General features: G+C 40.5%; 24 protein-coding genes and 1 riboswitch. Of the genes, 12 read left to right on the forward strand and 12 right to left on the reverse strand.

Annotation, left to right across the window (positions count from 1 at the left end):
- Positions 1-45: 45 nt before the first annotated feature.
- The 3 genes from CL667_06340 to CL667_06350 form a co-directional block, all read right to left on the reverse strand.
- Positions 46-1149, reverse strand: coding sequence for a hypothetical protein (locus CL667_06340; protein ID MAL17312.1), 1104 nt, complete (start codon positions 1147-1149; stop codon positions 46-48).
- Positions 1146-2189 (reverse strand): homoserine O-acetyltransferase, encoded by a 1044-nt coding sequence (gene metX / locus CL667_06345; protein ID MAL17313.1) that lies wholly within the window; start codon positions 2187-2189, stop codon positions 1146-1148. Before metX ends, CL667_06340 begins: the two co-directional genes overlap by 4 nt.
- Before the next feature lie 71 nt (positions 2190-2260).
- On the reverse strand, positions 2261-3589 hold the full coding sequence (locus CL667_06350) for an O-acetylhomoserine aminocarboxypropyltransferase (protein ID MAL17314.1): 1329 nt from the start codon (positions 3587-3589) through the stop codon (positions 2261-2263).
- Between the two features lie 148 nt (positions 3590-3737).
- Positions 3738-3870: riboswitch (SAM riboswitch) on the reverse strand.
- A gap of 328 nt (positions 3871-4198) precedes the next feature.
- Here CL667_06350 and CL667_06355 point away from each other — a divergent pair.
- Entirely contained in the window at positions 4199-5239 is a 1041-nt protein-coding gene (locus tag CL667_06355; protein MAL17315.1) for a methyltransferase type 11, read from the forward strand.
- Here CL667_06355 and CL667_06360 read toward each other — a convergent pair whose 3' ends face one another.
- Positions 5240-6121: a GTPase Era gene (locus CL667_06360; protein MAL17316.1), complete on the reverse strand. Its 882-nt coding sequence runs from the start codon at positions 6119-6121 to the stop codon at positions 5240-5242.
- A 91-nt stretch (positions 6122-6212) separates the two neighbouring features.
- A complete protein-coding gene (locus tag CL667_06365; protein ID MAL17317.1) occupies positions 6213-8882 on the reverse strand; it encodes a DNA mismatch repair protein MutS in 2670 nt (889 codons plus the stop codon).
- A gap of 152 nt (positions 8883-9034) precedes the next feature.
- Between CL667_06365 and CL667_06370 the strand changes: the two genes are divergently transcribed.
- Positions 9035-9943: a hypothetical protein gene (locus CL667_06370; GenBank protein ID MAL17318.1), complete on the forward strand. Its 909-nt coding sequence runs from the start codon at positions 9035-9037 to the stop codon at positions 9941-9943.
- Complete coding sequence (locus tag CL667_06375; GenBank protein ID MAL17319.1) at positions 9943-10542, forward strand: 3-methyladenine DNA glycosylase; 600 nt, start codon at positions 9943-9945, stop codon at positions 10540-10542. The genes CL667_06370 and CL667_06375 overlap by 1 nt, the downstream gene beginning before the upstream one ends.
- A 53-nt stretch (positions 10543-10595) precedes the next feature.
- On the opposite strand, the gene CL667_06380 is transcribed toward CL667_06375, so the two are convergent.
- Positions 10596-11117: a hypothetical protein gene (locus CL667_06380; GenBank protein MAL17320.1), complete on the reverse strand. Its 522-nt coding sequence runs from the start codon at positions 11115-11117 to the stop codon at positions 10596-10598.
- 254 nt (positions 11118-11371) lie between these two features.
- On the opposite strand from CL667_06380, the gene CL667_06385 reads away from it, so the two are divergent.
- The 6 genes from CL667_06385 to CL667_06410 all read left to right on the forward strand — a co-directional run bounded on the left by CL667_06385 (position 11372) and on the right by CL667_06410 (position 16379).
- Positions 11372-11977: a polyisoprenoid-binding protein gene (locus tag CL667_06385; protein MAL17321.1), complete on the forward strand. Its 606-nt coding sequence runs from the start codon at positions 11372-11374 to the stop codon at positions 11975-11977.
- Positions 11978-12092: 115 nt separating this feature from the next.
- Positions 12093-12644, forward strand: a complete 552-nt coding sequence (locus CL667_06390; protein ID MAL17322.1) for a hypothetical protein — start codon at positions 12093-12095, stop codon at positions 12642-12644.
- A 97-nt stretch (positions 12645-12741) separates the two neighbouring features.
- Positions 12742-13419 (forward strand): DUF4956 domain-containing protein, encoded by a 678-nt coding sequence (locus CL667_06395; GenBank protein ID MAL17323.1) that lies wholly within the window; start codon positions 12742-12744, stop codon positions 13417-13419.
- A gap of 10 nt (positions 13420-13429) precedes the next feature.
- Positions 13430-14425, forward strand: coding sequence for a hypothetical protein (locus CL667_06400; GenBank protein MAL17324.1), 996 nt, complete (start codon positions 13430-13432; stop codon positions 14423-14425).
- Positions 14422-15666, forward strand: coding sequence for a hypothetical protein (locus tag CL667_06405; GenBank protein MAL17325.1), 1245 nt, complete (start codon positions 14422-14424; stop codon positions 15664-15666). Before CL667_06400 ends, CL667_06405 begins: the two co-directional genes overlap by 4 nt.
- Positions 15663-16379: an SDR family oxidoreductase gene (locus CL667_06410; protein ID MAL17326.1), complete on the forward strand. Its 717-nt coding sequence runs from the start codon at positions 15663-15665 to the stop codon at positions 16377-16379. Before CL667_06405 ends, CL667_06410 begins: the two co-directional genes overlap by 4 nt.
- Positions 16380-16384: 5 nt before the next feature.
- Here CL667_06410 and CL667_06415 read toward each other — a convergent pair whose 3' ends face one another.
- From CL667_06415 to CL667_06425, 3 genes are read right to left on the reverse strand one after another with little or no spacing between them, the layout of a single operon-like run.
- Entirely contained in the window at positions 16385-16525 is a 141-nt protein-coding gene (locus tag CL667_06415; GenBank protein ID MAL17327.1) for a hypothetical protein, read from the reverse strand.
- Positions 16518-16736, reverse strand: coding sequence for a hypothetical protein (locus CL667_06420; protein MAL17328.1), 219 nt, complete (start codon positions 16734-16736; stop codon positions 16518-16520). Before CL667_06420 ends, CL667_06415 begins: the two co-directional genes overlap by 8 nt.
- 16 nt (positions 16737-16752) lie before the next feature.
- On the reverse strand, positions 16753-18177 hold the full coding sequence (locus tag CL667_06425) for a cryptochrome DASH (protein ID MAL17329.1): 1425 nt from the start codon (positions 18175-18177) through the stop codon (positions 16753-16755).
- Between the two features lie 142 nt (positions 18178-18319).
- On the opposite strand from CL667_06425, the gene CL667_06430 reads away from it, so the two are divergent.
- Both CL667_06430 and CL667_06435 read left to right on the forward strand, forming a co-directional pair.
- Positions 18320-19459, forward strand: coding sequence for a sorbosone dehydrogenase (locus tag CL667_06430; protein ID MAL17330.1), 1140 nt, complete (start codon positions 18320-18322; stop codon positions 19457-19459).
- 87 nt (positions 19460-19546) lie between these two features.
- Positions 19547-20557: an isocitrate dehydrogenase gene (locus CL667_06435; protein ID MAL17331.1), complete on the forward strand. Its 1011-nt coding sequence runs from the start codon at positions 19547-19549 to the stop codon at positions 20555-20557.
- 74 nt (positions 20558-20631) lie between these two features.
- On the opposite strand, the gene CL667_06440 is transcribed toward CL667_06435, so the two are convergent.
- On the reverse strand, positions 20632-20961 hold the full coding sequence (locus CL667_06440; GenBank protein ID MAL17332.1) for a hypothetical protein: 330 nt from the start codon (positions 20959-20961) through the stop codon (positions 20632-20634).
- A 79-nt stretch (positions 20962-21040) separates the two neighbouring features.
- Here CL667_06440 and CL667_06445 point away from each other — a divergent pair, with 79 nt between their 5' ends.
- Positions 21041-21472, forward strand: coding sequence for a GNAT family N-acetyltransferase (locus tag CL667_06445; protein MAL17333.1), 432 nt, complete (start codon positions 21041-21043; stop codon positions 21470-21472).
- Here the strand turns inward: CL667_06445 and CL667_06450 are convergent.
- Positions 21469-21816: a hypothetical protein gene (locus CL667_06450; GenBank protein MAL17334.1), complete on the reverse strand. Its 348-nt coding sequence runs from the start codon at positions 21814-21816 to the stop codon at positions 21469-21471. The two genes, CL667_06445 and CL667_06450, sit on opposite strands and share 4 nt — an antisense overlap.
- A 410-nt stretch (positions 21817-22226) precedes the next feature.
- Positions 22227-24059 (reverse strand): glutamine--fructose-6-phosphate transaminase (isomerizing), encoded by a 1833-nt coding sequence (glmS, locus tag CL667_06455; protein MAL17335.1) that lies wholly within the window; start codon positions 24057-24059, stop codon positions 22227-22229.
- Positions 24060-24130: the final 71 nt, after the last annotated feature.

The following is a 24130-nucleotide window of genomic DNA, read 5'->3' on the forward strand; positions in this document are numbered from 1 at the left end:
AGATTACAATAACTCAGATCAGATTCGAAATCAAAAATAGATTTATCACTCTATAAAACTTCCTATATCAATAATATCTCCTAAAACTCCGGCGGCAGTAACGTCGCGACCGGCTCCTGGTCCTTGAATTACAATAGGAGAAGTTGAATATCTCTTGGTATAAATCTGAATCAAATTATCGGTACCCTTCAATCCACCGAGCGGTGACTCTCCTTTCACGTCCTGCACACCTACTTGTATTCCATCAGGGGTGAACTTACCGACATAGCGGAGCTTCTTATTGTTAACCATGGCCTGAGCATTACGGCTTTTCCAATGGCCATCAAATTCGGGGAGATGATCTAAAAATTCTTCAGTAGAAAGCGAGATCAACTTTTCAGGTACTAAAGTATCAACGCGGATTTGATTTCTCTCAAAAGTATAACCACAAGTTCGGGCCAGGATAAGAAATTTACGGGCTACGTCTTCTCCGGATAAATCCTCCCGAGGATCAGGTTCTGAATATCCGTCTTGTTTTGCTTTTCGGACAGCTTCACTGAAAGGAACTCCATTTTGAAGCTGGGTAAATAGGAAAGTCATAGTTCCTGAAGCTACACCTGATATCTCGGTAACCTCATCACCGCTGTTCAGTAATGTTTTAATGGTGCTTATTACTGGAAGCCCTGCACCTACCGCTGTTTCGTATCGATACTGAGCACGACCTGAGTCATTGGCTTTAATCAGGTGATTGAAATAATCCTGCCCAAACGTATTTGCCCGCTTGCTGGGTGTTGCAATATGAACTCCATGAGTCAATAAATGCTGATATTGATGGGCAACAACTTCGCTTCCTGTGGCATCAACAAAAACCAGATTTCCATCACTTTGATTGATGAGTTGATCAGGAATGACATTCCAATCAGTTGGTTCGCCCTGGCTTAGTTTCCGGTCTTCCAGAAAAGCATCGACATCAGGGTTCCATTTAGTGAATGAGCTGTTACAAACTCCAATAATTCTTAAGTCATAGAGATCATGATTGAGTTCCTGAATGAGTTTGGTAAGCGTTCCACCTACAGCTCCGATTCCGGCAATAAAAAGCCGAATTTTTTTCTTTTTAATGGAGAGGTTTTTTTGTGAATCAGAAGATGATTTTTTTAATGTGAGTGTCATGATTTTACTTCGGTGAGTGAGTGAAAAAATGATTGCAATTGAGTGTTGAGCTGATCGAATTCGATCAGGAAGGCGTCGTGTCCGTAAGGAGAATCTAACTGTGCAAAGTGGCTGTTCGGAATAAGCTCAGCCAGCTCTTGTTGTTCGCCGATGGGATAAAGCTTGTCGCTTTCAAACCCAACAACTAAAACCGGTTTATCTAATTTTGCCAAAACGCTTTCAAAGGAACCACGATTACGGGAAACATCATGGGAATCCATAGCTTTAGTTAAGGTGACATAAGAGTTGGCATCAAATCGTCCAACTAATTTCTGCCCCTGGTAATTCAGATAGGATTCAACCTGATATATTTCTTTTTCGGGATGAACTTCACGGCTGAATTTTTTGGTATAATTTTCCGGTGTTCTGTAGGTGATCATTGCCATAGCCCGGGCTGCGGCTAACCCTTTCTCAGGTGGATTCTTTTTTGAATAAAATCCGCCATTCCAGTTCTTGTCTGCATAAATGGCCATTCGCTGAGCTTGGCTAATACCAATGGCCCAAGGGGAATGTGCTTTTCCCATGGCAAAAAGAGCCGCTGCTTTCACCCGGTCATCTATAAGGGCAAACTCCAGGGCAGTCATTCCACCCAAAGATCCTCCAACTACCAGTTTGATTCCTGTGATACCCAGTTCATCCAGCAACTTTTGATTAAACCTCACAATATCACGGATGGTGATATCGGGGAAATCAGCTTGCCAAGCCTTGCCTGTTTCCGGGTTGATGGATTCAGGCCCGGTAGAACCATAACAGCTACCAAGAATATTGGTACAGATGATAAAGTGTTTATCTGGATTGATGGTTTTATCTGTCCCAATCAAACCGCCAAACCAAACGTCGGCATCGGTGTTGCCTGTAAGTGCATGGCAAATGAATACCACATTATCCTTTTCGGTATTTAGTTTTCCCCAGCTTCGGTAGGAGATTACCGGATCTGTTATTTCCACACCTGACTCGGTAGTAAAGGAAGACTCGAAGCTATGGATTAAAGGTTTTGTCATCTATATGTTGGTTTTTTTTGAAAAAGAGAACGAGCTTATCCAGCCCGTTCTCAATGAGTGGTATTGGACGATTATGCTGTTACTTTAATTTTGGCAAAGGCCTTCTCGAAGTCTTCGATAATGTCATCGATATGCTCAATTCCTACCGATACACGGATCAGGTCGCCTTTAACACCACTAGCTTGTTGTTCCTTATCCGTTAGCTGTTGATGGGTTGTAGATGCTGGATGTATAACCAGGGTTTTTGCATCGCCTACATTAGCTAGGTGACTTGAAAGCTCCACACCTTCAATGAATTCTCGGGCGGCATCATATCCGCCTTTTACACCAAACGTAAAGACTGATCCGAAATGATCTTTCTTCAGATACTTCTTCGCACGCTCGTGGTAGTCGTGCTCAGGAAGTCCGGTGTAATTGATCCACTCAATAGCTTCATGTCCTTTCAGGAATTTAGCGAGCTTAAGTGCGTTTTCGCTGTGTCGTTCAACTCTTAAGGAAAGAGTTTCTAAGCCTTGAAGCAGCAGAAAACTGTTGAAAGGGGATTGAGACGAGCCTACATCCCGAAGTCCTTCTACCCTTGCACGGATCGCAAAAGCGATGTTTCCAAACGGACCGTCTTCACCAAAAACTTCCCAAAACTTTAATCCGTGATAAGAAGGGGAAGGTTCACTGAAGCCTGGAAATTTACCGTTGCCCCAGTTGAAGTTTCCACCATCTACGATCACGCCACCGATGGAAGTTCCGTGTCCGCCAATCCATTTAGTGGCTGATGCGGTTACCACATTAGCGCCATGTTTTAATGGCTGGACCAAAGCTCCGCCGGCGCCAAAGGTATTATCAACTACGAGAGGGATGTCATGCTTTTTAGCTAAAGCAGAAAGCCCTTCGAAATCAGCTACGTTTCCGCGCGGATTTCCAATGGATTCTACATAGATGGCTTTTGTTTTGTCATCAATATGCTTTTCAAAAGCTTCAATGGAATCGTCTTCAGCAAAGTTCACTTTTATTCCCAATCGGGGTAATGTCACTTTAAACTGATTATAGGTTCCACCATAAAGGAACTGCGTGGAGACGATGTTATCACCGGCTTCGGCTAAATTGGTGATGGCTAAAAACTGTGCAGCTTGTCCTGATGAGGTTGCTAATGCAGCGGTTCCGCCTTCTAAAGCAGCAAGCCGGTTTTCAAATACATCGTTGGTTGGGTTCATGATCCGGGTATAAATATTCCCAAATTCACGAAGTGCAAAAAGATTAGCAGCGTGCTCCGAATTATCAAAGTTGAAAGAAGTAGTTTGATAAATGGGAACCGCTCTGGATCCGGTTGTTGGATCGGGTTCTTGTCCCGCATGTAGCTGCAGGGTTTCAAATTTGAAGTCGCGTTTTTCTTTTTCGTTGCTCATGATTAACTGATTTTTGAGTAAGTGTTGTTTGTTTTTGAGTCTTAAAATTGTTGATTCTCCTCCTCAAGACTTTTTTCAAATCATAAAAAAAGCCTCTTTCAGAGATGAATCCGAAAGAGGCTTTATGTCAAAAACCAAAATCTGTTCGAACTCATCTTTTCCCTAAACCTTTACAGATTAGAGACAGGATGTAGCACCTTTTCCCTGCACATAACAAGTTATATGCGGGACGGTTGCCAAGGCTTCAAAGGACCTGATCCCTCCACCTTTCGTAATGAGAATGCAACTAATGTAAAAGAACGATTGAAATATTATCCAACAAAAAAGCCCTTGTGAGTTACATTCAAAAGGGCTGTCTAAAAATTTATTGTATCAAGCCCTTAGGTCTGTGCCACGCACATACACATGCAACACATAATTACACAAGAGCTGTTGATATTTTGTCGGATTAATTTCATTGCACTAATGTTAAGGGTAGATTTTGGAAGGCGCAAATTATTTTTTGTTTTTTGGAAATAGCCTTTCAAATGGTAAGAATGTTGGGCATCATTACATCCAACATCTTTGGTTGCTTCGTAAATGATAGTAATAACTAATTAACAATTAAGCATGACGAATAGCGTACAAGAATATTACGGTAAGGTCCTTAAGAGTACGAATGATTTAAAAACAACGGCCTGCTGTACTACGGAGAATATTCCTGATTATCACAAAAAAATACTAGCTGATATAGAAGATGAAGTATTGGCGAAATTCTATGGTTGCGGATCACCCATTCCATCTGAGCTGGAAGGGAAAGTGGTTTTAGATCTTGGCTGTGGGAGCGGGAGGGATGTTTATTTGGCTTCGAAATTAGTAGGTCCTGACGGTCATGTGATTGGGGTTGATATGACCGAAGAGCAACTGGATGTAGCAAACCGAAACCTCGATAAGCAAATGAAAAAGTTTGGTTTCGAAAAACCCAATGTAGAATTCAAGAACGGGTATATCGAAGATCTGAAAGCAATTGGAATCGAAGACAACTCTGTTGATGTAGTGATTTCGAATTGTGTGATCAATCTATCGCCGGATAAAAGGAGGGTTTATGAGGAGATATTTCGTGTACTGAAACCGGGTGGGGAATTATATTTTTCAGATGTTTTTTCTGACCGAAGAGTGCCTCAGCACCTAGTGGATGATCCCGTTCTATTTGGAGAATGCCTGTCAGGAGCATTATATATCGAAGACTTCCGCCGCATGCTTAGAGATGTTGGATGTCTTGATTATCGAGTTGTTACCGGACATAAAATTGATATCGAGAACGCCGAAATTGAGCAAAAAGTAGGAATGGTCAACTTTGAATCACTGACCATTAGAGCTTTTAAACTGGATGCCGTTGAAGATATCTGCGAAGACTACGGTCAGGTAGCAACATATCAGGGCACTATACCAGAATCGCCTCACGCATTTATGTTAGATGATCATCATCTTTTTGAAACTGGGAAGCCTATGCTGGTTTGTGGCAATACAGCTGCAATGGTTGAAGAAACCCGATACGGGAAGCATTTCAAAGTAACAGGAAACCGGAACACACATTTTGGAGCCTTCGATTGTGAGCCTTCCTCTTCACCCAGTTCTTCAGAAGATTCAGCGATGGGTGCCTGCTGTTAATCAATATCCCAAATTCCGAACCCAGCCTTCTTTTTCTCTCCATTTTTCACGGACTTTCACATGGAGTTCCAGGTAGACCTGCTTCCCAATAAATCCTTCAACAGATTTTCGGGCTTCAATACCGAGTTCTTTGATGGCTGATCCGCCTTTTCCAATCAGCATTCCTTTTTGGGATTTCTGGTTTACAATGATGTCGGCATGAATGCGATCGATGTCCACATCTTCATCATATGAAATAACTTCAACCGTACAGGAGTAGGGGATTTCCTGGTGAAATTGCAGAAATATTTGCTCTCTTATTAACTCTGACACAAAGAATCGAACGGGGTGCTCGCTTAGGTCTTCTTTTGGATAGAAGGGCGGTCCGGGCAACAGGCCTTTTTTTACCTCTTCCATCAGTTCTTCAACTCCTGTTCCCATAGTTGCAGAAATATAGTGAACGGACCGGATTTTCATTTTTGCTTCAAGATCTGCCACTGATTTTTCCGCTTTTTCCTGATTGGCAGCATCCATTTTATTCACCACTAAATAGATGGGTTTATTGATGGATTTAATCAGATTTACCACATCATCCGGCGGGTGTGTATCCATTGGGTCATGGATGAAGAGTATGAGATCGGCATCAGAACGGGCTCGTTCTACTGTCTTCATCATGGCTTTTTGGAGCTCATATTTCGGACTGATAACTCCGGGTGTATCCAAGAAAACAATTTGGGTATCCTCATCCGAAAAAATCCCAACAATCTGATGGCGCGTAGTCTGAGCTTTATGAGTAGTAATAGAAATTTTACTCCCCAGAATATTATTCATCAGCGTAGATTTCCCAGCATTCGGCTTTCCGATGATGGCTACATATCCAGACTTATGAGGCTTATTTTCCATGGTTTTTTTGTGTTTCAGTGTGGAAGTGTATGTGTGTTAAAGCGTCGGGTTTGTTTAAAAAACGTAGACACTTTAACACACATGCACTTTTTCAATCAACGAGTCTTTTCAGTTCGGTTATCAGCATCAATGCTTCGATAGGAGTCATGCGGTTTGGATCTGTTGCTTCCAGCTTATTCAGTACGGTCTCGATCCTTGGATCCACATGCGTTTGAAACATCGTCATCTGACTCGTTTCTTCCTGCCTATCTACTTTCTCTGATAAATTCTTTGCGGCTTCTTTTTTGGAGGAAGCTTCTTTCTCAATAGATCCATTTTTGTTGGTAATATCGAGGCTATGGCTTTCGAGGTTTTTCAGAATTTCTTTAGCTCTTTCAATGACCACTTGAGGAAGCCCGGCCATGTCAGCGACTTGAATTCCGTAGCTGTGGTCTGCTCCACCCCGAATCAATTTCCTTAAGAACACCACTTTTCCATCATGTTCTTTAACCTGTACGTTGAAATTTATGGTGCGCTCATACATTTGTTCCAGCTCATTCAGTTCATGGTAATGAGTGGCAAAAAGTGTTTTAGCTGCTACCGGAGCATGGTTGTGTAGGTATTCTGCAAGTGACCAGGCAATGCTTAATCCATCAAAAGTTGAAGTTCCACGTCCCACTTCATCGAGTAAAATCAAGGAACGGGGAGTCGCGTTATTAAGAATGTTGGCGGCCTCGTTCATTTCAACAAGAAACGTACTTTCTCCTGCTGCAAGATTATCAGAAGCGCCAACGCGGGTAAAGATCTTGTCAACCAAACCAATATTTGCTGACTTTGCAGGAACAAAACTCCCAACTTGAGCCAGTAATACAATCAGTCCGGTTTGGCGAAGTATGATACTTTTACCCGCCATGTTGGGCCCGGTTATAATCAGAATTTGCTGCTCTGTATTATCCAGTTTGATGTCGTTGGGAATGAATGGCTCACCCATCGGTAAAGACTTTTCAACTACAGGGTGACGTCCTTTTTCAATATCAATTTCTTCATGATCGCCTACTTCGGGCTTAGCATAGTTATTTCGGAAGGCGATTTCGGCAAACCCCTGAATACAGTCCAGCTCAGCGATGGCGTGAGAGACCTGCTGGACATCATCGGCAAATTCTGCTACATATAATCGAAGCTCCTCAAAAAGTTCATACTCCAGCGTTTTGCTTCGTTCTTCTGCCGAAAGAACTTTCTCCTCAACTTCCTTCAATTCGGGAGTAATATATCGCTCAGAATTAACCAGTGTTTGCTTCCGGATGAATGTCTCGGGGACTTTGTCTTTATGCGTGTTGGTCACTTCAATATAGTACCCAAACACTTTGTTATACCCAATTTTAAGGGAAGGAATACTATGCTCTTTAGCTAAGCCATCCTTGATTTCGGCAATGTATTTTTTTCCGTTCTTGGCGATATCTCGGAGTTCATCCAGCTCGTCATTAAAAGCATCTTCGATCATTCCACCATCTCGCACGCTGGCCGGAGGGTCGTCTTTCAAAGCTTTATTGATACGCTCCTGAACTTCAATCAGTAATTTAAGCCGGCTTGAAATATCTTCGAGCAAGGGGTCATCAATATTTGAAAACTGGCTTTTTAGTCGGGGAATTTGAGCCAGTGATAACTTAAGCTGAACGATATCCCGGGCGTTTGTTCGTCCCATCGCAATGCGGGAGATAAGGCGCTCCATATCACCAACTTGCTCCAGTTCTTCCCTTAGTGTTTGGCGGACATCTGTGTTCTTATAAATTTTTTCTACAGCATCTAAGCGCTGTTGTATGGGCTTAAGTCTTTTGAGGGGGCGCATAATCCATCGGCGAAGTAAGCGTCCGCCCATAGCCGTACAAGTGTCATCAAGAATAGAAATTAAGGTGCCATCCGTTCCGCCTTCCTGAATACTGGCGGTAAGCTCAAGATTGCGTTTTGTAGCCCCATCCAGGCTCATGAATTCAGAGCTTTCATACGCATATAATCGGCGCAGATGGCGTAAGTAAGCTTTTTGGGTTTCCTGCATATAATGCATCAGAGAACCGGCTGCTACGTGAGCGACATTCAGCTTCTCAACTCCAAAACCCTTTAGTGAATGCGTTTCAAAATGGTCGGTGAGCAAGTTGTAACCGTAATCACCATCATAAACCCAATCTTCGATGTAGCTGATATTATGGTGAGTCAGCTTTTCATCCAGCTTGTTTTTCCTTTTTTGCTGAACCAGAATTTCAGAAGGCTGAATGGCGGCGAGCAGGCTGTCCAGGTTTTTTTCTGCCACATGACTAAGCGCAAATTCACCCGTTGAAATATCAGAAAATGCAACCCCAACAGTAGAGCCATCCCAATGCAATGAAGCGATATAGTTATTCCGTTTATGATCGAGCAGTTTTTCCGACATGGTAACGCCGGGAGTTGTGATTTCGGTAACCTCACGATCAACAATTTTGCGGCCGGCCTTTTTAGCATCTTCAGGATCTTCGGTCTGATCACAAACAGCAACCTTATGTCCTTTCTTTACCAACTTGGGTAAATAGTTGTCTAAAGCATGGTAGGGGAAGCCGGCGAGCGGAGTTTGATCGCCACCATTATTTCGTTTGGTGAGCGTAATTCCCAATTCTTTACTTACCAGCTGGGCATCATCGGCAAAAGTCTCATAAAAATCCCCAACCCGAAATAGTAGAATTGTACCGGGATTTTCGTCTTTAATTTTGAAATACTGCCGCATTAGCGGAGTTTGATTTTTCTTAGCACTCATGCGCTCGAAATACCTGTTTTTATGCTGATAGATTGCTGAATTAAGGCTTGGAACTTACCAATGAATTGGCTGAAAAACTATGCGTGAAATGTTTGTTTGGAATTAACTGAACATCCTGCGAATTTTACCCTTCACCAAACAATACACAGCTTGTGGAGAAACACAAAGAATTTTGGAAGCGGGTTTTTAAGCTGGCAGGCAAAAAAGACATCTTCTTTAATGCCTCGGCGATAACCTTCAATTTATTTATCTGCGCTATTCCCTTTGTTCTTATCCTGATTTCCATCATCGGTTATGCGCTCTCAGTGGATGAAGCTTTTAATGAAATTGTACGTTATGGGCGAGAATTCTTCCCTAGCTTTACCTACGAAACTCAGAACAACGATGTATTTCAGGGAGCAGTAACCATTGAGACTTTGCTTCGACCATTAGTGGGAGCACGGCAGATTTTTGGGATCATAGGTATTATTGTGTTGATGTTCTTTACTCAAGGGCTGCTCCACTCGCTAAAACATGTACTCTTTGATACGTTCGACATTAAAGAACGCAAGCACCCGATCATGGATGTAGTGTATAACTTCTTTGGTTTCAGTTTAATAGGAACCGTATTTCTTTTCTTTAGCCTGGCTATTTCAACTATTTCCCTTTTTAATTTGAGCCGGATTGATGTTCCGTTCACTGATATAGTGATTGAATTACCCTGGATTTATGATTTCCTGAATATCGTACTTCCAATTTTAATCGCTTTTCTGGTGCTGTATGTGGTATTTCGTTTTGTAAGTGAACGTAAGATTAAACCCCGTGTAGCACTTATGGCGACAATCTGTTACACCATTATGTTTGAAATTGCCAAATACGGACTTAGTACTTATCTGGAATACGCATTTTCTACTTACCGCTACTTCTACCAAGGATATACCGTTGTGATTCTTTTGGGGATATGGACCTTCTATACGGCTCTTTTGTTTGTTATTAGTGCAATTATGGGCCGGGCTTACAAAGACGTATATCTCGGGAACAGACCGGCCATAGAGGAGAATCCGTACACAGCAATTTCCTGATGTCCAAAAAGCTGCCCCGCTCTTTTTATAGCCGTGATGATGTAGTTCAAATTAGCAGAGAACTCATAGGGAAAGTCCTGTGCACTAACGTAGATGATGTTTTTACTTCTGGCAGAATTGTGGAAACCGAAGCCTATGACGGAAGAAATGACAAAGCCTGCCACGCCCACCTTAACAAAAGAACTAAGCGAACTGAAGTAATGTATGGGAAGCCGGGCCATGCTTATGTATATCTATGTTATGGAATTCATAACCTATTCAATATTGTAACCAATCAAGAAGGTCTGGCAGATGCTATACTGATTCGAGCAATTGAGCCAGTTGATGGAATCGATGCAATGCTGAAGAGAAGAAATAAGGAAAAGCTAGATCCTTCAGTGGGGAATGGACCGGGAATCATATCTCAGGCACTCGGTATAAACCGGGATCATTATGGAATTGATTTGTTGGGGGATACCATTTGGATTGAAGATCAGGGAACTGAGGTAGGGGGTGATGAGATACAAGCTTCCGAACGGATTGGAATCGATTATGCAGAGGAAGATGCACAACTTCCCTGGAGATTTACTCTGAAAGGCTCAAAGTATGTGAGCAAATAAAAAGCCCGATGATATGACCATCGGGCTGAAATCATAAATGAAAAGGTCGCTATTTAACCGTTTCCGTCACCAGAGTCCATTTCAGTCTGCTCGCTTTTAATAGCTTCAAAACGTTCTGCAACTTCAGGATGCGCTTGAATAGCTTGTGCTATTTGCTGAAATTTTTGAGGAGTTAATCCTTCATCTTGAATAGCCGTCATATAACCCTGCTGAATTTCTTGAGTTATTTTTTGAAGTTCCGGCTGAACTTCTTGTATAGTTGTTTTTTCTTCTTCTGTTAAATTAAGCTGTCCGGCCATTTGTGGATTTTGCTGTGCCATCATTATCTGCTGAAAGCGACTATACTCCATATCCTGTTCAGCAATAACTTCTCTCATCTTTGTATCTGCTTCTTGTTGCATGCCCTGAACTGACTGGGAAACATTCAAAACCATTTCAAGTTGTGCGTCCGTTACTTCATCAGGACTCAATGGTTGTGGTTGTGGAGGCATCTGTTGTTGCTGTGCGAAAATGGTACCGGTGCTTAAAATAACACCCATCATAATTACCAAAGTAGATCGCATAAAATTTTTCATATCAAGTATTTTGTTAAGTATTTAATTAATAAAGAATAACTAACGTGCTTTTCTGTATTAATGCAAACTAATGAGGCGGTATTTTGTTCATTAATAATAGTCTTTTTACAGTTTGTAACATCAAAGGGGGGAATTCAGGGTAAAACGACACAGAAAGAAGTAATATTAATTTAACATTAAAGGAAATTATTTAAGAATTGTGTGTGTTATGAGGACAACACAAAATTCAAAAAACATAAAACTCTCTTTTAGTAATGAAAATATTAAATAAAATAACGACAACATTAGCAGTAGGAATATTTGCATTGTCATCAATTGCTTTAACTAGTTACGCAGTTATGGACTGGACTATTGACAAAGCACACAGTGCAGTCAATTTCCAAGTAACACACTTTTTTACTCCTGTAAATGGTCAATTTAACAATTACGAAGCTACAGTAAACTTCGACCCTAATAATCTCGAAGAAAGCATGATTGATGTTACAATCATGGTTAATAGCATTGACACCAAGAACGAACGCCGTGATGGTCACTTAAGAACAGCAGACTTTTTTAACGCTGAAAAGTATCCGCACATTACGTTCAAAAGCAGCAATATTGAAAAGACAGGCGAGAACCAATTTGTAGCAAACGGTACACTCACTATCAAAGATGTATCAAAAGAAATTGCACTGCCATTTACTTTATTGGGAATGAAAGACAACCCAATGAAAGAAAATACTATAGTAGCAGGTATCACTGCTTCTACAAAAGTTGACCGAACAGATTATACTGTAGGTACAGGTGACTGGGCTTCTGACGCTGTTATTGGTGACGAAGTAACCGTAGATCTCAACCTTGAGTTGAATGCTGAGAAGTAAATGATATTAAGATGTTCTGAATAATTTCAGAAATCTTGAATAATTGTAAAGCATCGTTTCATTTGAGGCGATGCTTTTTTTATTTTAGGGATTCACACTAAGCCTGAAGAGATCAATGAATAAGAAAAGATTTTTAGTTTTATCCGGATTTATCCTAGTTGCCGCACTCTCAAGAATGATTCCTCATCCTTATAATTTTGCACCAATGGGAGCAATGGCAATCTTTGGAGCAGCCTATTTTTCTGACAAAAAGTTCTCTTTTCTGGTTCCTTTAGTTGCAATGTTCATTAGTGACCTACTGGTCAATAACATTCTCTATTTAGGTTTCTATGGTGGATTTACTCTTTTCACTCCCGGTTTCTACTGGATGTATGGGGCAATTGCACTTATTGTTGTGGCAGGGCTTCTCATTATGAAAAAAGTCAACACTTCACGAATAATAGCCGGTAGTCTTAGCGCCTCCGTTATTTTCTTTTTGATTACCAATTTTGGCGTTTGGCTTGGAAGTCCCATATATCCACAGGGTCTTGAAGGTTTATTCATGAGCTACGCCGCTGGAATTCCATTCTTCCACTACACTGTTTTAGGTGATCTGTTTTATTCCGGTGTGATGTTTGGAGCTTTTGAATACGTGAAGAGTCAAAAGCCTGTATTTCAGCAAGGTTAATTTTATTTCATTTTTTTCACGTCAATAAGAACGGTATAATTGCTGTGTTAAAAAACACAGATCAGCCTCCTCGTATTGAGAGCAACACAATTATATCATGTTTGAATTATTTCCAGATCAGCCGGTCTACGATTACCCAACCCTGCTGAATGTATTTTATTCCCTAATCTGGGCGTTTGTACTTTCTTCCTTGATCGCAATTACCCATCGAGTCACCTTTTCGGGGCACCAATATCCAAAAAACTTTTTTCAGGGCTTGGCTTTAGGTTCCATTGTTGCTGCCTTAGTTATGATGGCCATCGGAGATAGCCTTGCTCGTGGTTTAGGTGCTTTTGGTGCGCTTGCAATGATTCGCTTCAGAACCAAGATTCAGGACGTTAGAAATATTCTATTCATCTTCGCTTCTCTCAGTGTAGGTTTGGCAATTGGAGTTTTCGGATATACTATAGCTTTTGTGGGAACCATTTTGTTCTGTACGATGGCGCTTGTTCTACACTTGAGTCCTTTCAGCACAAAAGACGGGGTAAGGGGAACATTAACATTCAGACTTCAGGACGGGAAAGGCCTGGATCAGGTAATTGCAATAATGGATAAGTATTGTACTGAATATGATGATGTAGAAATTACAGCTCGCGATAGTGGTCGTTATGATTATGAATATCAGGTAGAGTTCAAAGATGATGACACCAATACCAGATTCATGAACGAAATGAAGGCTGTTGAACACACACTTAGGGTGCGGATTTCTTTTAAAGAGTTTTTAGAGAACAACTAACGGAGATAGCATGCTTAAAAGGATTAACTCGTTTTATGTAATTATAGCCGTTCTCTTCGTTGGGCTTCTGGCAATTAACAACAGATACTTTAAAGGAAGCAGTTCGTTTCTTGGTGTTACATACTCAAAAGTGTATAACATAAAAATTGAAAAGCCGGCTATAGTTCAAAATACCTATGTAGTACCTGGGCAAACCGTAGAACCGGGAGACCTTCTTGTGGAGCTGGAAAGCCCTTCATTAAATCTTGAAATTCAGCGCCTTAAGCAGCAGATAGCAATTTATAAATCTCAGAAACAAGAGCAACAGAAACTGCTGGAGTCAGAACTTCAGCTACTAGAATCCAAGAAACGGATTATTCAAAGTGAAATTGATAATGAAGTAAAGATTATTGAAAGGCGAATTAGTTTGAATCGCTCACTTACTGATTCAATTATCCAGAACCGTAATCGTGTTCTTCAACAGGATAGCCTGAGTACACTTCAGCTTGAAATTAATTCTATCCGACAAAAAGGGATGCTGGAACTAGAGGCCGTTGATATTCAAATTACGGATTTGAACCAGGATCACAGTTTCGATCAGTCTCAGCTGCAAGCACAAATAGACCTTGCCCAGCAAGAACTAGAGTGGAAGATTGAAGAAGATAAGCAGCTGAATAAGTATGCAACGTTTAAAGGAGTAATTGAGAACGTATATGTGAAACCCAATGAACAGGTTCAGGAATTCACTTCACTAATTTCAATCAACCCTGTTCATCCGTCTTCCGTAGTTGGTTATTTGGTAGGGAAGAAAGAACGAGATAAAAGACTTGGTCAAAGAGTAATTGTCAGGTCTTTAGAGCACTCCGAAATTGAAACAACAGGTTCTATAATAGGTTTTGGCTCGGTTGTACTTTTACCTAATGTTCTTCAACAATCAACTACTATCCAAACTTTTGGACTTGAAGTATTTATAGAAATACCGGAAGAAAATGAGCTTCCGGTTGGCGAAAAAATTATTGTTAAATGAAACTATCGTCAACAATTGGCCTGGTACTACTTAGCTGTTTAGCATTTCAGCTTTTGCCTAAAGAGGTAAAAGCTCAAGATTCTGTTTCTGATTTTCTTCTCACCGCTTTTGAAGATCGAAATCTTGCCCACTATGACTCTAGAATTGCATTTTTAAAGCCTCGCAATTACAGGTTTCCTGTCCTGGAAGAAGTAGAAGTCCGTATGGGTAATGACGAGCAAACGTATGAAGATATACAGTATGCGCTGCGCGTTCGGCCGGGAAATCCTTGGAGAATTCGCAGAAATAATGCCTTTTTTAATGCCACTAAGAAGGAGCTGCAACTTCAAAAAAAGTTGGAATACAAAGACAATATTTTTTTGAGATATGAAGTAGCACTGGAATATTTCTACAACCGTGATCTGGCTGACCAAATTGATGAGAGGATGCAATTGATTAGCCGTAAAGCGTCCATCATGGAAGATAATATTGATAGCGACTTGTTTGATGCAAAGGATTACTCAGAGGCAAAACTTGAACAAGTTGAAAGTATTGAGAAGTTGGATGAGGCGGTAGTAGAATTGAATCAAGCGAAGACAGAAATACAACTTGTACTTGAGATTGAAAGCTTGAACTGGGAAAATTTCAGCATAATTGAAGTTGCTGAGATTAATCAGATTTCAGAAGACATTGCATCAGTATCTGAATTATCAACAGAGTTGGATTTAATAGCTCAGCAGATTGATGTAGCCCGTCAGGACACCCGAGTTGAAAAAGCTGATTTCGATATTGGATTTGCCCAGTTAGAATACTATCCCTTCACCGATCGGAAATCAAACTATGGATTTTCAGTTGGTGTGACGTTGCCCATTTTTAAAGATAATAAGCCTCAGATTGCTGAACGGAAGATGGATGAACTGGAGCTTAGGAGTGAATATGATGCAGAGCAATTTCAAGATTCAGTAAATAAAATCAGAGAGTTCGAGCATCTCAAGAACCTGATTGCCCATCATGAATTAATTCAGGAGAAAAAAGAAAAGTTAAATCTCTTGGCAATGACAGACAACCTTGCTAACAGTGAGGGGTTTGATCCCATAACCATTTTAGATTTAAAAGAGGGTATATTAAAACTAGATGAAGTTATTTTAAAATCGCGATATCGAGTATTATCACAGTTTATCGATTTTCTTTATACTTATGACGTGCTAACAAAAACGCCGCTAACAAATTACCTTTCTAAAGATCTAAGTCTTATAGAATGAATATTCTCATCACCGGAGCAACATCAGGAATCGGTAAAGAGCTAGCTCTGCAATTATCATCCAAGGGACATAAAGTTGGCTTAATGGGCCGCCGTACAGAACGTCTTCAGGAAATTAAGGAACAGGTCGGAGAGTTAGCTTACATCAAAACATTAGATGTTACTGATCACGATAAAGCAGAAGAAGTATACAAAGAGCTTATTGAGGAAATGGGAGGCATGGATATGATGATCCTGAATGCGGGAATTGGCCGTATAAAAATGCTGCCCGTTTGGGAATCTGACAAAAAACTCATTGAGGTTAATGCTCTGGCTTTTGCACATGGATGTCATTTTGCTTTTCAATATTTCATGAAACAAAAAAGCGGACACATTGTGGGGATGTCTTCCATGGCTTCTTTATTGGCACACCACAGAGCTACTTCTTATACCGCATCAAAGCATTTTATTTCGAATTATATGACCGGCTTCCGGCAAAAAGCCAAGCGCGTGGATTCGGATATCACGATAACTGAAGTACGACCCGGATATGTCTGGACAGAAATGACAGAACGCGCAAAAGGTATGTTTTGGGTAGCACCGGTCGAAAAAGCTGTTCGGCAAATGGTGCGTGGCATGGAGAAGAAGAAAAATTATGTATATGTGACTAAAAGATGGCAGTTACTAGCTTGGGTTGCTAAGGCTGTTCCTGAATGGGTTTGGGATCGGCTTTAAGAAAGTCATTTGTTTCTGCGGCATCGCTCGCTGCAATACTTCACATTTTCCCAATCGTCTTCCCACTTTTTCCGCCACTTGAATGGGCGATTACAAACCGGACAGATTTTCTCTGGCAAGTCTGACTTTTTTCGCATTTTACTCATCACTTCCAAAAAGGGATAACCGAACAGGGTTTTTACTTTGACCTATAGGACCGGATTTTCTTTTATGAGTAACACTGAAAAGTTTTTCACTCTGTAGCTTCCCGGCCATCGTCCTCACTTCATCAACATGTTCTTTCCAGACATTTGAAAATAAGTCCTTAGTAACCTCAGTGGTTGAAATGGGCCTATCAGTGCCTCTCTTTTTGGACATTGAAAGGATACGATTTTTAATCTCTTGCTTTGATTTCTTCATAACTTTCCTCAAGGTTTATCATCGGCTCTGGATAAGTATTTCCAATCTCTACGGAGTATAACGCTTGTTGTTCGGGATTCATTTTGTGCGGCTCATGAATAAATTCCTGAGGCACATGTTTCAATTCCGGTATCCAATGACGAACATATTCGCCTTTTGTGTCATACTTCTGGGCCTGGCCGACAATATTAAAATACCGGTTTCGGGGATCGTGCCCCACGGTAGTATTGTAAGCCCAGTTACCATAGTTACTGCAAGGGTCATAGTCGAGCAGTAGCGATTCAAAATACTCGGCGCCCATGCGCCAATCAATATTCAGGTTCTGAGCTAAAAAACTGGCAACATTTTGCCGGCCTCTATTACTCATGTAGCCTGTGGCGTTTAACTCACACATGTTAGCATCAATAAAAGGAATTCCAGTGTTACCTTCAGCCCATTTTTTAAATTCTTCTTCATCGTGTCGCCAAGCCCTTTTTTTACCTTGAATTCCGGAAGGCCAGAAGATTTTGTCGCCATGCTTCCAGGCTGAGAATCGAAAATAGTCTCGCCAGATAAGTTCAAAAATCATCCAATATGTTGATACGTTTTTCTTCCTTTCATCCTCGAATTTTTTTACTTCCCAATAAATTCTTCGGGGTGAAAGTGTGCCATTTGCGAGCCATGGAGAGAATTTGGAGGAATAGTCGGCTCCTAGCAACCCATTGCGTGTAAACTTATAATTCTTGAGGTGATCACCATCCCAGATATAATCTTGAAGACGTTTTAAAGCTTCATCTTCACCTCCTTTGAAATGAAGGACTGAGCGATCATCGATCTTTTTCTCTGCAATTCCTAAATCAGATAAGCTGGGAATTTTTTTGCTCTCTACATCAGGTATAGGTGAGACTCCTTTTCTGAAACTCAATTCTTGACGAACTTCAGACTGCTTTTCTGTCTTCTTCCGGTATTGAGTAAAAACATCAGGGATCTCATCTTTTGAAAATGGAATATCGTTAATGTGAAAAAGTGTGCTTCCCCATACAAAATTCAATTTACCATTAATCTTCTTTTTGATGGCATCTTCTACATCAGTTTCTTCCCGGGTTATTTCTTTATGAGTAAAAGCTAAGTCAATGTCGTAGGTTTTTACTAATTCAGGAATAATGTTTTCGGGTTTCCCCATTCTAATAATTAGATCAAGTCCTGCAGACTTTAGATTGTTCTTAAGATTCTGAATAGACTCCAATAAAAAGTTTGCTCTGAATGAATCAGTTTTTGGGAACCCAAAAGAAGTAGTTCTAAAATGTCGGGGATCAAAAATATAGATTGGCAAGATCTCATCAGCTTGGGAAGCTTTAGCTAATGCCTCGTTATCGTGAATCCTGAGATCATTTCTAAACCAGGTTAGAGATCGTTTCATAGTACCTTTTTGTAGAGTAAAAGCTGAAAGAGGGAGCTTTCATTCCGAATGTGCTTTGTAAAAAGTATCTTCACTACCAAAAACTAGTTGTGTTTATAAAGCAGTTATGATTCCTTTAGGAAAATTCAAACAATTCAAAATTATGAGATTAGCAATAGTATTAAGCTGTCTGGTTTTATTCACATCATGTACTTCGGAAAAACCCAAGGGCGATAAATCCGGAACAGCAATTTCGTTAGGATATTTAGAAGCGCCTGCTGGATTCTCAGTAGAAGTGTATGCTGAAAACGTCCCAAATGCCCGGCAAATGGCCATGGGTAAGGATGGCATACTGTATGTGGGAACCCGTAGAGATGGGCGCGTACATGCAGTAGTAGATAGGGATAATGACTTTAAAGCGGACACCATTTTCACCATTGCTTCAGACTTAAGATTACCGAATGGAGTGGCTTATAAAGATGGAAGCCTATACGTTGCAGAGGTGAGTAAGATCTGGCGTTTTGATAATATTGATGAAAACCTTCAAAGTCCGCCCGAGCCAGTTTTAGTTACGGATGATTATCCTACCGAAGGGCATCATGGTTGGAAGTATATTGCCTTTGGCCCGGATGATAAGCTGTATGTTCCCGTAGGTGCTCCCTGTAATGTGTGCAATAGAGAGGATGAGAACCCAATTTTTGCCTCGCTCACCAGAATAAATGCTGACGGATCAAATAGGGAAATCATTGCGCATGGTATTCGAAATACTGTCGGCTTTACCTGGCACCCGGAAACAGGGAATGTCTGGTTTACTGATAACAACAGAGACTGGATGGGAGATGATTTACCTCCCGGAGAATTGAATGAACTCACTGAGGAGGGGCAGCATTTTGGTTTTCCTTTTTTACATGCTAACGACGTTTGGGATCCCGAATTTGGTGAAGCTGGAAAAGCCATGGATAAGGAATTTAAAACCCCGGTTCGTGAATTAGGGCCTCATGTAGCAGGATTGGGAGTGATGTTTTACACAGGAAAGATGTTTCCTGAATCATATAAAAACCAGGCGCTTATAGCCGAACACGGGAGTTGGAACCGCAGCGAAAAAATTGGATATCGGATTACCATGGTTAAGTTTGATGATAATGGTAACCCAATTTCATACGAACCTTTTGTGACTGGCTGGTTGCAAGGAGAAGAAGATGTGAGGGGACGACCCGTAGCATTATTACAGCTTAAGGATGGTTCCGTTTTAATCTCAGATGATCATGGGAATAAAATTTACCGACTTACCTACGAAGGATAGGAATTCGACACGAACCATTACTCACAATTGGGCGTTAATTTCAATATATTAAGAGACTAGAATTTTGAAGAATAAATCCCACTGTTAATGAAAAATGTTGTTTTAATCCCCGGTGATGGAATCGGGGCAGAGATCACCAATTCTGTCACTACTATACTAGATGAAGCCGGTGCAAAAATAGACTGGATTGAAAAGTCTGCCGGGTTAAAGGCCCATGAAGAAAACGGTAATCCACTTCCAGAAGATACAATTGAAGCTATAGATGAGCACCGCATTGCTCTGAAAGGACCTTTGACAACACCTGTCGGTTCTGGTTTCAAGTCTGTAAATGTTGCGCTGAGACAAAAGTTTAACCTATATAGCAACATCCGTCCGGCCCGAACACTCCCCAGCATTGATAGTCCATTTCGTGGAGTAGATATGGTGCTGTTTCGTGAAAATACTCAGGGACTTTATATTGGAAAGGAAGAGTGGGTTGAAGAAGCAGACAATAAAAGACATGCTGAAGCAATTGCTGTTGTCACTGAAGAAGCCAGTGAAAAGATTGTACGAGCTGCATTTGAATATGCAGTACATAACGACCGAAAAAAGGTGACACTAGTTCATAAAGCAAATATTCTGAAACTTACTACCGGTCTATTTCTTGAAGTCGGTAAACGAGTCGCTAAAGAATATAAGGACATTGAATTTCAGGATTTGATTGTTGACAACATGGCGATGCAAATGGTAATGCGTCCCCAACAATTTGATGTTGTTGTGACGACGAATCTTTTTGGAGATATTTTATCTGATCTGGCATCAGGATTAGTCGGTGGTTTAGGCGTTACTGGAGCCGCTAATATTGGTGATGATGCTGCAATGTTTGAAGCTGTTCATGGTTCTGCCCCAGATATTGTTGGTAAGAATATTGCAAACCCAATGGGACTGCTTTTCTCTTCACTAATGATGTTAGAGCATATCGACCAAAAACAGGTAGCTGAAAATATTCGAAAGGCTATTTATAAAACTCTTGTTGAGAAAAAAGTTTACTGCACCCCTGATATAGGTGGTGAGGGAACGACTTCAACATTTACGCAAGCAGTTTGCGACAATATTTAGTGATAAATTTATTCAGTTAAACAGAAAAGGCTGCTTTATGCAGCCTTTTTTATTGGGTGGAAGATTGTAGAGAATCATCCAAAAATGTTAAAAAGCACCCAACTTATTACTGACATCACCAGCCCAAAAGCCAGTGCCCACCCAAAGCTTTTAACTTTGAATCCCTCAACCATAGCGTCAACCAACATGATCAAGCCGGCGTTAATTACCCAAACAAATAGTCCAAAAGTCAGAATCGTTATGGGTAGACTTAAAATTACCAGGATAGGTTTCACAAAAACATTAACGATTGCAAGAAGTGCAGCAACAAACACAGCGCTCCAAAAATTTTTGATTTCTACACCTTTCAGTAGTGAAGAAGTTGCGTAAACGGAAACGCTATTTAGTAACCAGGCCCAGATCATAATGGTAGAATTTAGTTGGAAGTGGTCTTTATGTACGATTAAGAAATAAAAATGGTTACATTTCTTTTAAAAGAATTTTATGGAAATAATTTATAAGCCTTTTTCTGAGCTGAGTTCTTCAGAGCTGGAAGATGTACTCAGGCTTCGACAGAATGTTTTTATAATTGAGCAGAACTGCTTTTATGAAGATATCGACGGCTTTGACGAAAAGGCCAATCATCTGCTTTTCTATGAAGGGAATAAACTCGCTGCTTATCTAAGGTTGTTTCCGAAAGGATCTAAGCTTGATGACGAAATCAGTTTAGGAAGAATAGTTGTAGATCCGGAGTTCAGAGGAATTGGTTTAGGCCCTGTTCTAATCAAAAAGGGAATACAGTTAAGTGAGGGAGAACCAATACGGATTGAAGCTCAGGCTGCCTTAACAAAGTATTATAATGAACTGGGTTTTACTGAAGAAGGAGAAGTTTACGTTGTAGATGGGATCGATCATATTCAAATGACCCTGACCTAACTTAACTTTTGTTTTCTCTCTTTGAGTTCATTGATGACTTCACTAAATCCAACTTCTAGATCTCTAATCAATTTCGGTATTTCTTCAAGATTCTGCTCTTTCTTTCCGAAGAATTCCAGTTTTTGAGTAACCTCGTTTAGTTCTGTAAGCCCAATGTAAAGAAACATAGGTTTGAGTTTATGAGCTTCTGCCCCAAGTCCCCTCCAGTCTTTTTTTTCAAGAGCCTTATTTAGGTTGGCAAGATGCTTAGGTGTTTCGTTAAGCATCAAGTCAAGCATTTCTATCATTATGTCACTTTCCCCGCCGGTGATATTCTCTAAGTAACTAAGATCTATTGTACCCATAACCCAACTTTGTCCGTAATTTGTTGAAGAGAATTTAGCTATGATTAATTAGAAAAAACAGGCATTTGATGGAAGTTAACATTAGAAATAATACAGGAGCCAAAACACAAAAACGTCACGCCCAAAAGAGCCGAGTTGAAAAGTGATGTAGATGTCTGACTAAATCAGCCCGTAAAAATTACGATACCAACCAACACCAATAGTACAATTTTAAAAATGAATGCCTTCCAGTTTCTCATTAATCTGTTTTTACTAACCAAGAGGAATCTGAGTGAAAGGAATTATTAGATAAAAATCAAGTTATCCACATTTTTAAAAAATCTTCTTTGCAGAAAATGTGCGTGAATGACTAAAATAGCCATATTTTTATTGGTAAATTTTTTTGTAAAGGATGTTATCCACAGTATGTTTTATTCAACAGTAACGCTTTTTGCAAGGTTACGGGGCTGGTCTACATTACAGCCTCTGTTAACAGCCACATAGTAGGATAACAATTGAAGTGGTATCACAGTCAGTAATGGTGAAAACACATCTAAGGTTTCGGGAACAATGGAGCTAAATTCAGCCAATTCTCCGACCTCATCATTATTTGGAGTGGTAATGGCAATGATTCTTCCTTTTCGTGCTCTTACTTCCTCAATATTACTAATCATTTTATCATTAGTATGCTGGGTAGCTGCAATAACCACAACGGGCATCATCTCATCGATAAGTGCAATAGGTCCATGCTTCATTTCCGCAGCAGGGTATCCCTCGGCATGAATATAGGAGATCTCCTTAAGTTTTAGGGCACCTTCAAGTGCTACTGGAAAACTGTAAGATCTTCCCAGGTAAAGAAAGTTTGGAGCATATGAAAACAAGTTTGATATGTGCTTTATCTGATCTGTTTCCTCTAGAATACTTTCTATTTTGGAAGGAATTTGAGCAAGCTCTGTAATAAGTTTCTTCGCTTCCTTATCGTCAATGGTATTCTTTTGCTGAGCAAGACGTATAGCCATGAGTGTAAGCACAGTTACCTGAGCTGTAAATGCTTTTGTTGAAGCCACGCCGATTTCTGGACCGGCATGAATATAAACTCCCGCATCAGTTTCACGGGCAATGGTAGAACCAACTACGTTGACAACACCTAAGACTAGTGCGCCACGTGATTTTGCTTCTCTGAGTGCAGCCAGGGTATCAGCTGTTTCACCACTTTGAGAGATAACAATCATCACATCTCCTTCGCCAATTAACGGCTCTTTATAACGGAATTCAGATGCGTATTCAACTTCAACAGGTACTTTTGCAAGATATTCGAATAGATATTCACCGACTAAACCTGAGTGCCAGCTTGTTCCACATGCCGCAATTATTATCCTTTTGGCATTAACCAGCTGATCCATGACGCCTTCAATACCTCCCAAGGTGATAGTTCCGTCTTCGACATTTAGGCGCCCTCTAAGGCAATCAGATATTGCTTTTGGTTGCTCAAAAATTTCTTTAAGCATAAAATGATCATATCCGCCTTTCTCAATCTCATCAAGACTCAGTGCAAGCTCGTGGATTTCTTTCGATAACTCAATTTGATCTGAAGATTCAACGGTGTAATCATTTTTAGTAATTACGGCAAGTTCTCCATCATCTAAGTACACAACCTTATCTGTATACTCGGCAACTGCGGAGGCGTCTGATGCAATTAGCATTTCGCCTTCACCAACACCAAGGAGAAGGGGTGAGCCTTTCCGGGCTACAATAATTTGGTCTGGAAAATCAGAATGTACCACTGCAATACCGTAAGTCCCATTAACCTGATGCAAAGCCAATTGAATTGCCTTTTTTAGGTTTGAAGGGTCTTTTTCTAAGAAACTCTCAATGAGTTTAGTAAGGACTTCAGTATCGGTTTCAGAATAAAAAGAATAACCCTGCTCAGTAAGTTTCTTTTTTAGGGTATTATAATTTTCAATAATACCATTATGGACTAAGGCAAGCTTCTCATTCTGGCTTGTATGGGGATGAGAGTTTACATCGTTAGGTTCTCCATGTGTTGCCCACCTTGTATGCCCAATTCCAATGGTGCCTTTTTCAGATGAAGAAATCATTGCCTCTAGTGCGGCCACTTTTCCTTTCTTCTTTTTTATGCTGAGCTTACCATTTACTATGGCTAATCCTGCAGAATCATATCCCCGATATTCTAGTCTTTTGAGACCATTGATGATAATTTGACTGGCCTGTTTATCGCCTACATAACCTACAATTCCACACATACTATCCTAAAGGTATTTTATAAATTTCTTTTTGCACTGATAATCCTTAAATATAATGTAGTTTAAATAGA

It is taken from the genome of Balneola sp. (assembly GCA_002694685.1).
In the GTDB taxonomy this organism is placed as follows: Bacteria; Bacteroidota; Rhodothermia; order Balneolales; family Balneolaceae; genus Gracilimonas.

Bases quoted from the DNA above. Each gene is read 5' to 3' on its own strand.
- CL667_06340 (MAL17312.1), bottom strand. From the start codon at position 1,149: ATGACACTCACATTAAAAAAATCATCTTCTGATTCACAAAAAAACCTC.
- metX (MAL17313.1), bottom strand. From the start codon at position 2,189: ATGACAAAACCTTTAATCCATAGCTTCGAGTCTTCCTTTACTACCGAG.
- CL667_06350 (MAL17314.1), bottom strand. From the start codon at position 3,589: ATGAGCAACGAAAAAGAAAAACGCGACTTCAAATTTGAAACCCTGCAG.
- CL667_06355 (MAL17315.1), top strand. From the start codon at position 4,199: ATGACGAATAGCGTACAAGAATATTACGGTAAGGTCCTTAAGAGTACG.
- CL667_06360 (MAL17316.1), bottom strand. From the start codon at position 6,121: ATGGAAAATAAGCCTCATAAGTCTGGATATGTAGCCATCATCGGAAAG.
- CL667_06365 (MAL17317.1), bottom strand. From the start codon at position 8,882: ATGAGTGCTAAGAAAAATCAAACTCCGCTAATGCGGCAGTATTTCAAA.
- CL667_06375 (MAL17319.1), top strand. From the start codon at position 9,943: ATGTCCAAAAAGCTGCCCCGCTCTTTTTATAGCCGTGATGATGTAGTT.
- CL667_06380 (MAL17320.1), bottom strand. From the start codon at position 11,117: ATGAAAAATTTTATGCGATCTACTTTGGTAATTATGATGGGTGTTATT.
- CL667_06385 (MAL17321.1), top strand. From the start codon at position 11,372: ATGAAAATATTAAATAAAATAACGACAACATTAGCAGTAGGAATATTT.
- CL667_06390 (MAL17322.1), top strand. From the start codon at position 12,093: ATGAATAAGAAAAGATTTTTAGTTTTATCCGGATTTATCCTAGTTGCC.
- CL667_06395 (MAL17323.1), top strand. From the start codon at position 12,742: ATGTTTGAATTATTTCCAGATCAGCCGGTCTACGATTACCCAACCCTG.
- CL667_06400 (MAL17324.1), top strand. From the start codon at position 13,430: ATGCTTAAAAGGATTAACTCGTTTTATGTAATTATAGCCGTTCTCTTC.
- CL667_06405 (MAL17325.1), top strand. From the start codon at position 14,422: ATGAAACTATCGTCAACAATTGGCCTGGTACTACTTAGCTGTTTAGCA.
- CL667_06410 (MAL17326.1), top strand. From the start codon at position 15,663: ATGAATATTCTCATCACCGGAGCAACATCAGGAATCGGTAAAGAGCTA.
- CL667_06415 (MAL17327.1), bottom strand. From the start codon at position 16,525: ATGAGTAAAATGCGAAAAAAGTCAGACTTGCCAGAGAAAATCTGTCCG.
- CL667_06420 (MAL17328.1), bottom strand. From the start codon at position 16,736: ATGTCCAAAAAGAGAGGCACTGATAGGCCCATTTCAACCACTGAGGTT.
- CL667_06425 (MAL17329.1), bottom strand. From the start codon at position 18,177: ATGAAACGATCTCTAACCTGGTTTAGAAATGATCTCAGGATTCACGAT.
- CL667_06430 (MAL17330.1), top strand. From the start codon at position 18,320: ATGAGATTAGCAATAGTATTAAGCTGTCTGGTTTTATTCACATCATGT.
- CL667_06435 (MAL17331.1), top strand. From the start codon at position 19,547: ATGAAAAATGTTGTTTTAATCCCCGGTGATGGAATCGGGGCAGAGATC.
- CL667_06440 (MAL17332.1), bottom strand. From the start codon at position 20,961: ATGATCTGGGCCTGGTTACTAAATAGCGTTTCCGTTTACGCAACTTCT.
- CL667_06445 (MAL17333.1), top strand. From the start codon at position 21,041: ATGGAAATAATTTATAAGCCTTTTTCTGAGCTGAGTTCTTCAGAGCTG.
- CL667_06450 (MAL17334.1), bottom strand. From the start codon at position 21,816: ATGGGTACAATAGATCTTAGTTACTTAGAGAATATCACCGGCGGGGAA.
- glmS (MAL17335.1), bottom strand. From the start codon at position 24,059: ATGTGTGGAATTGTAGGTTATGTAGGCGATAAACAGGCCAGTCAAATT.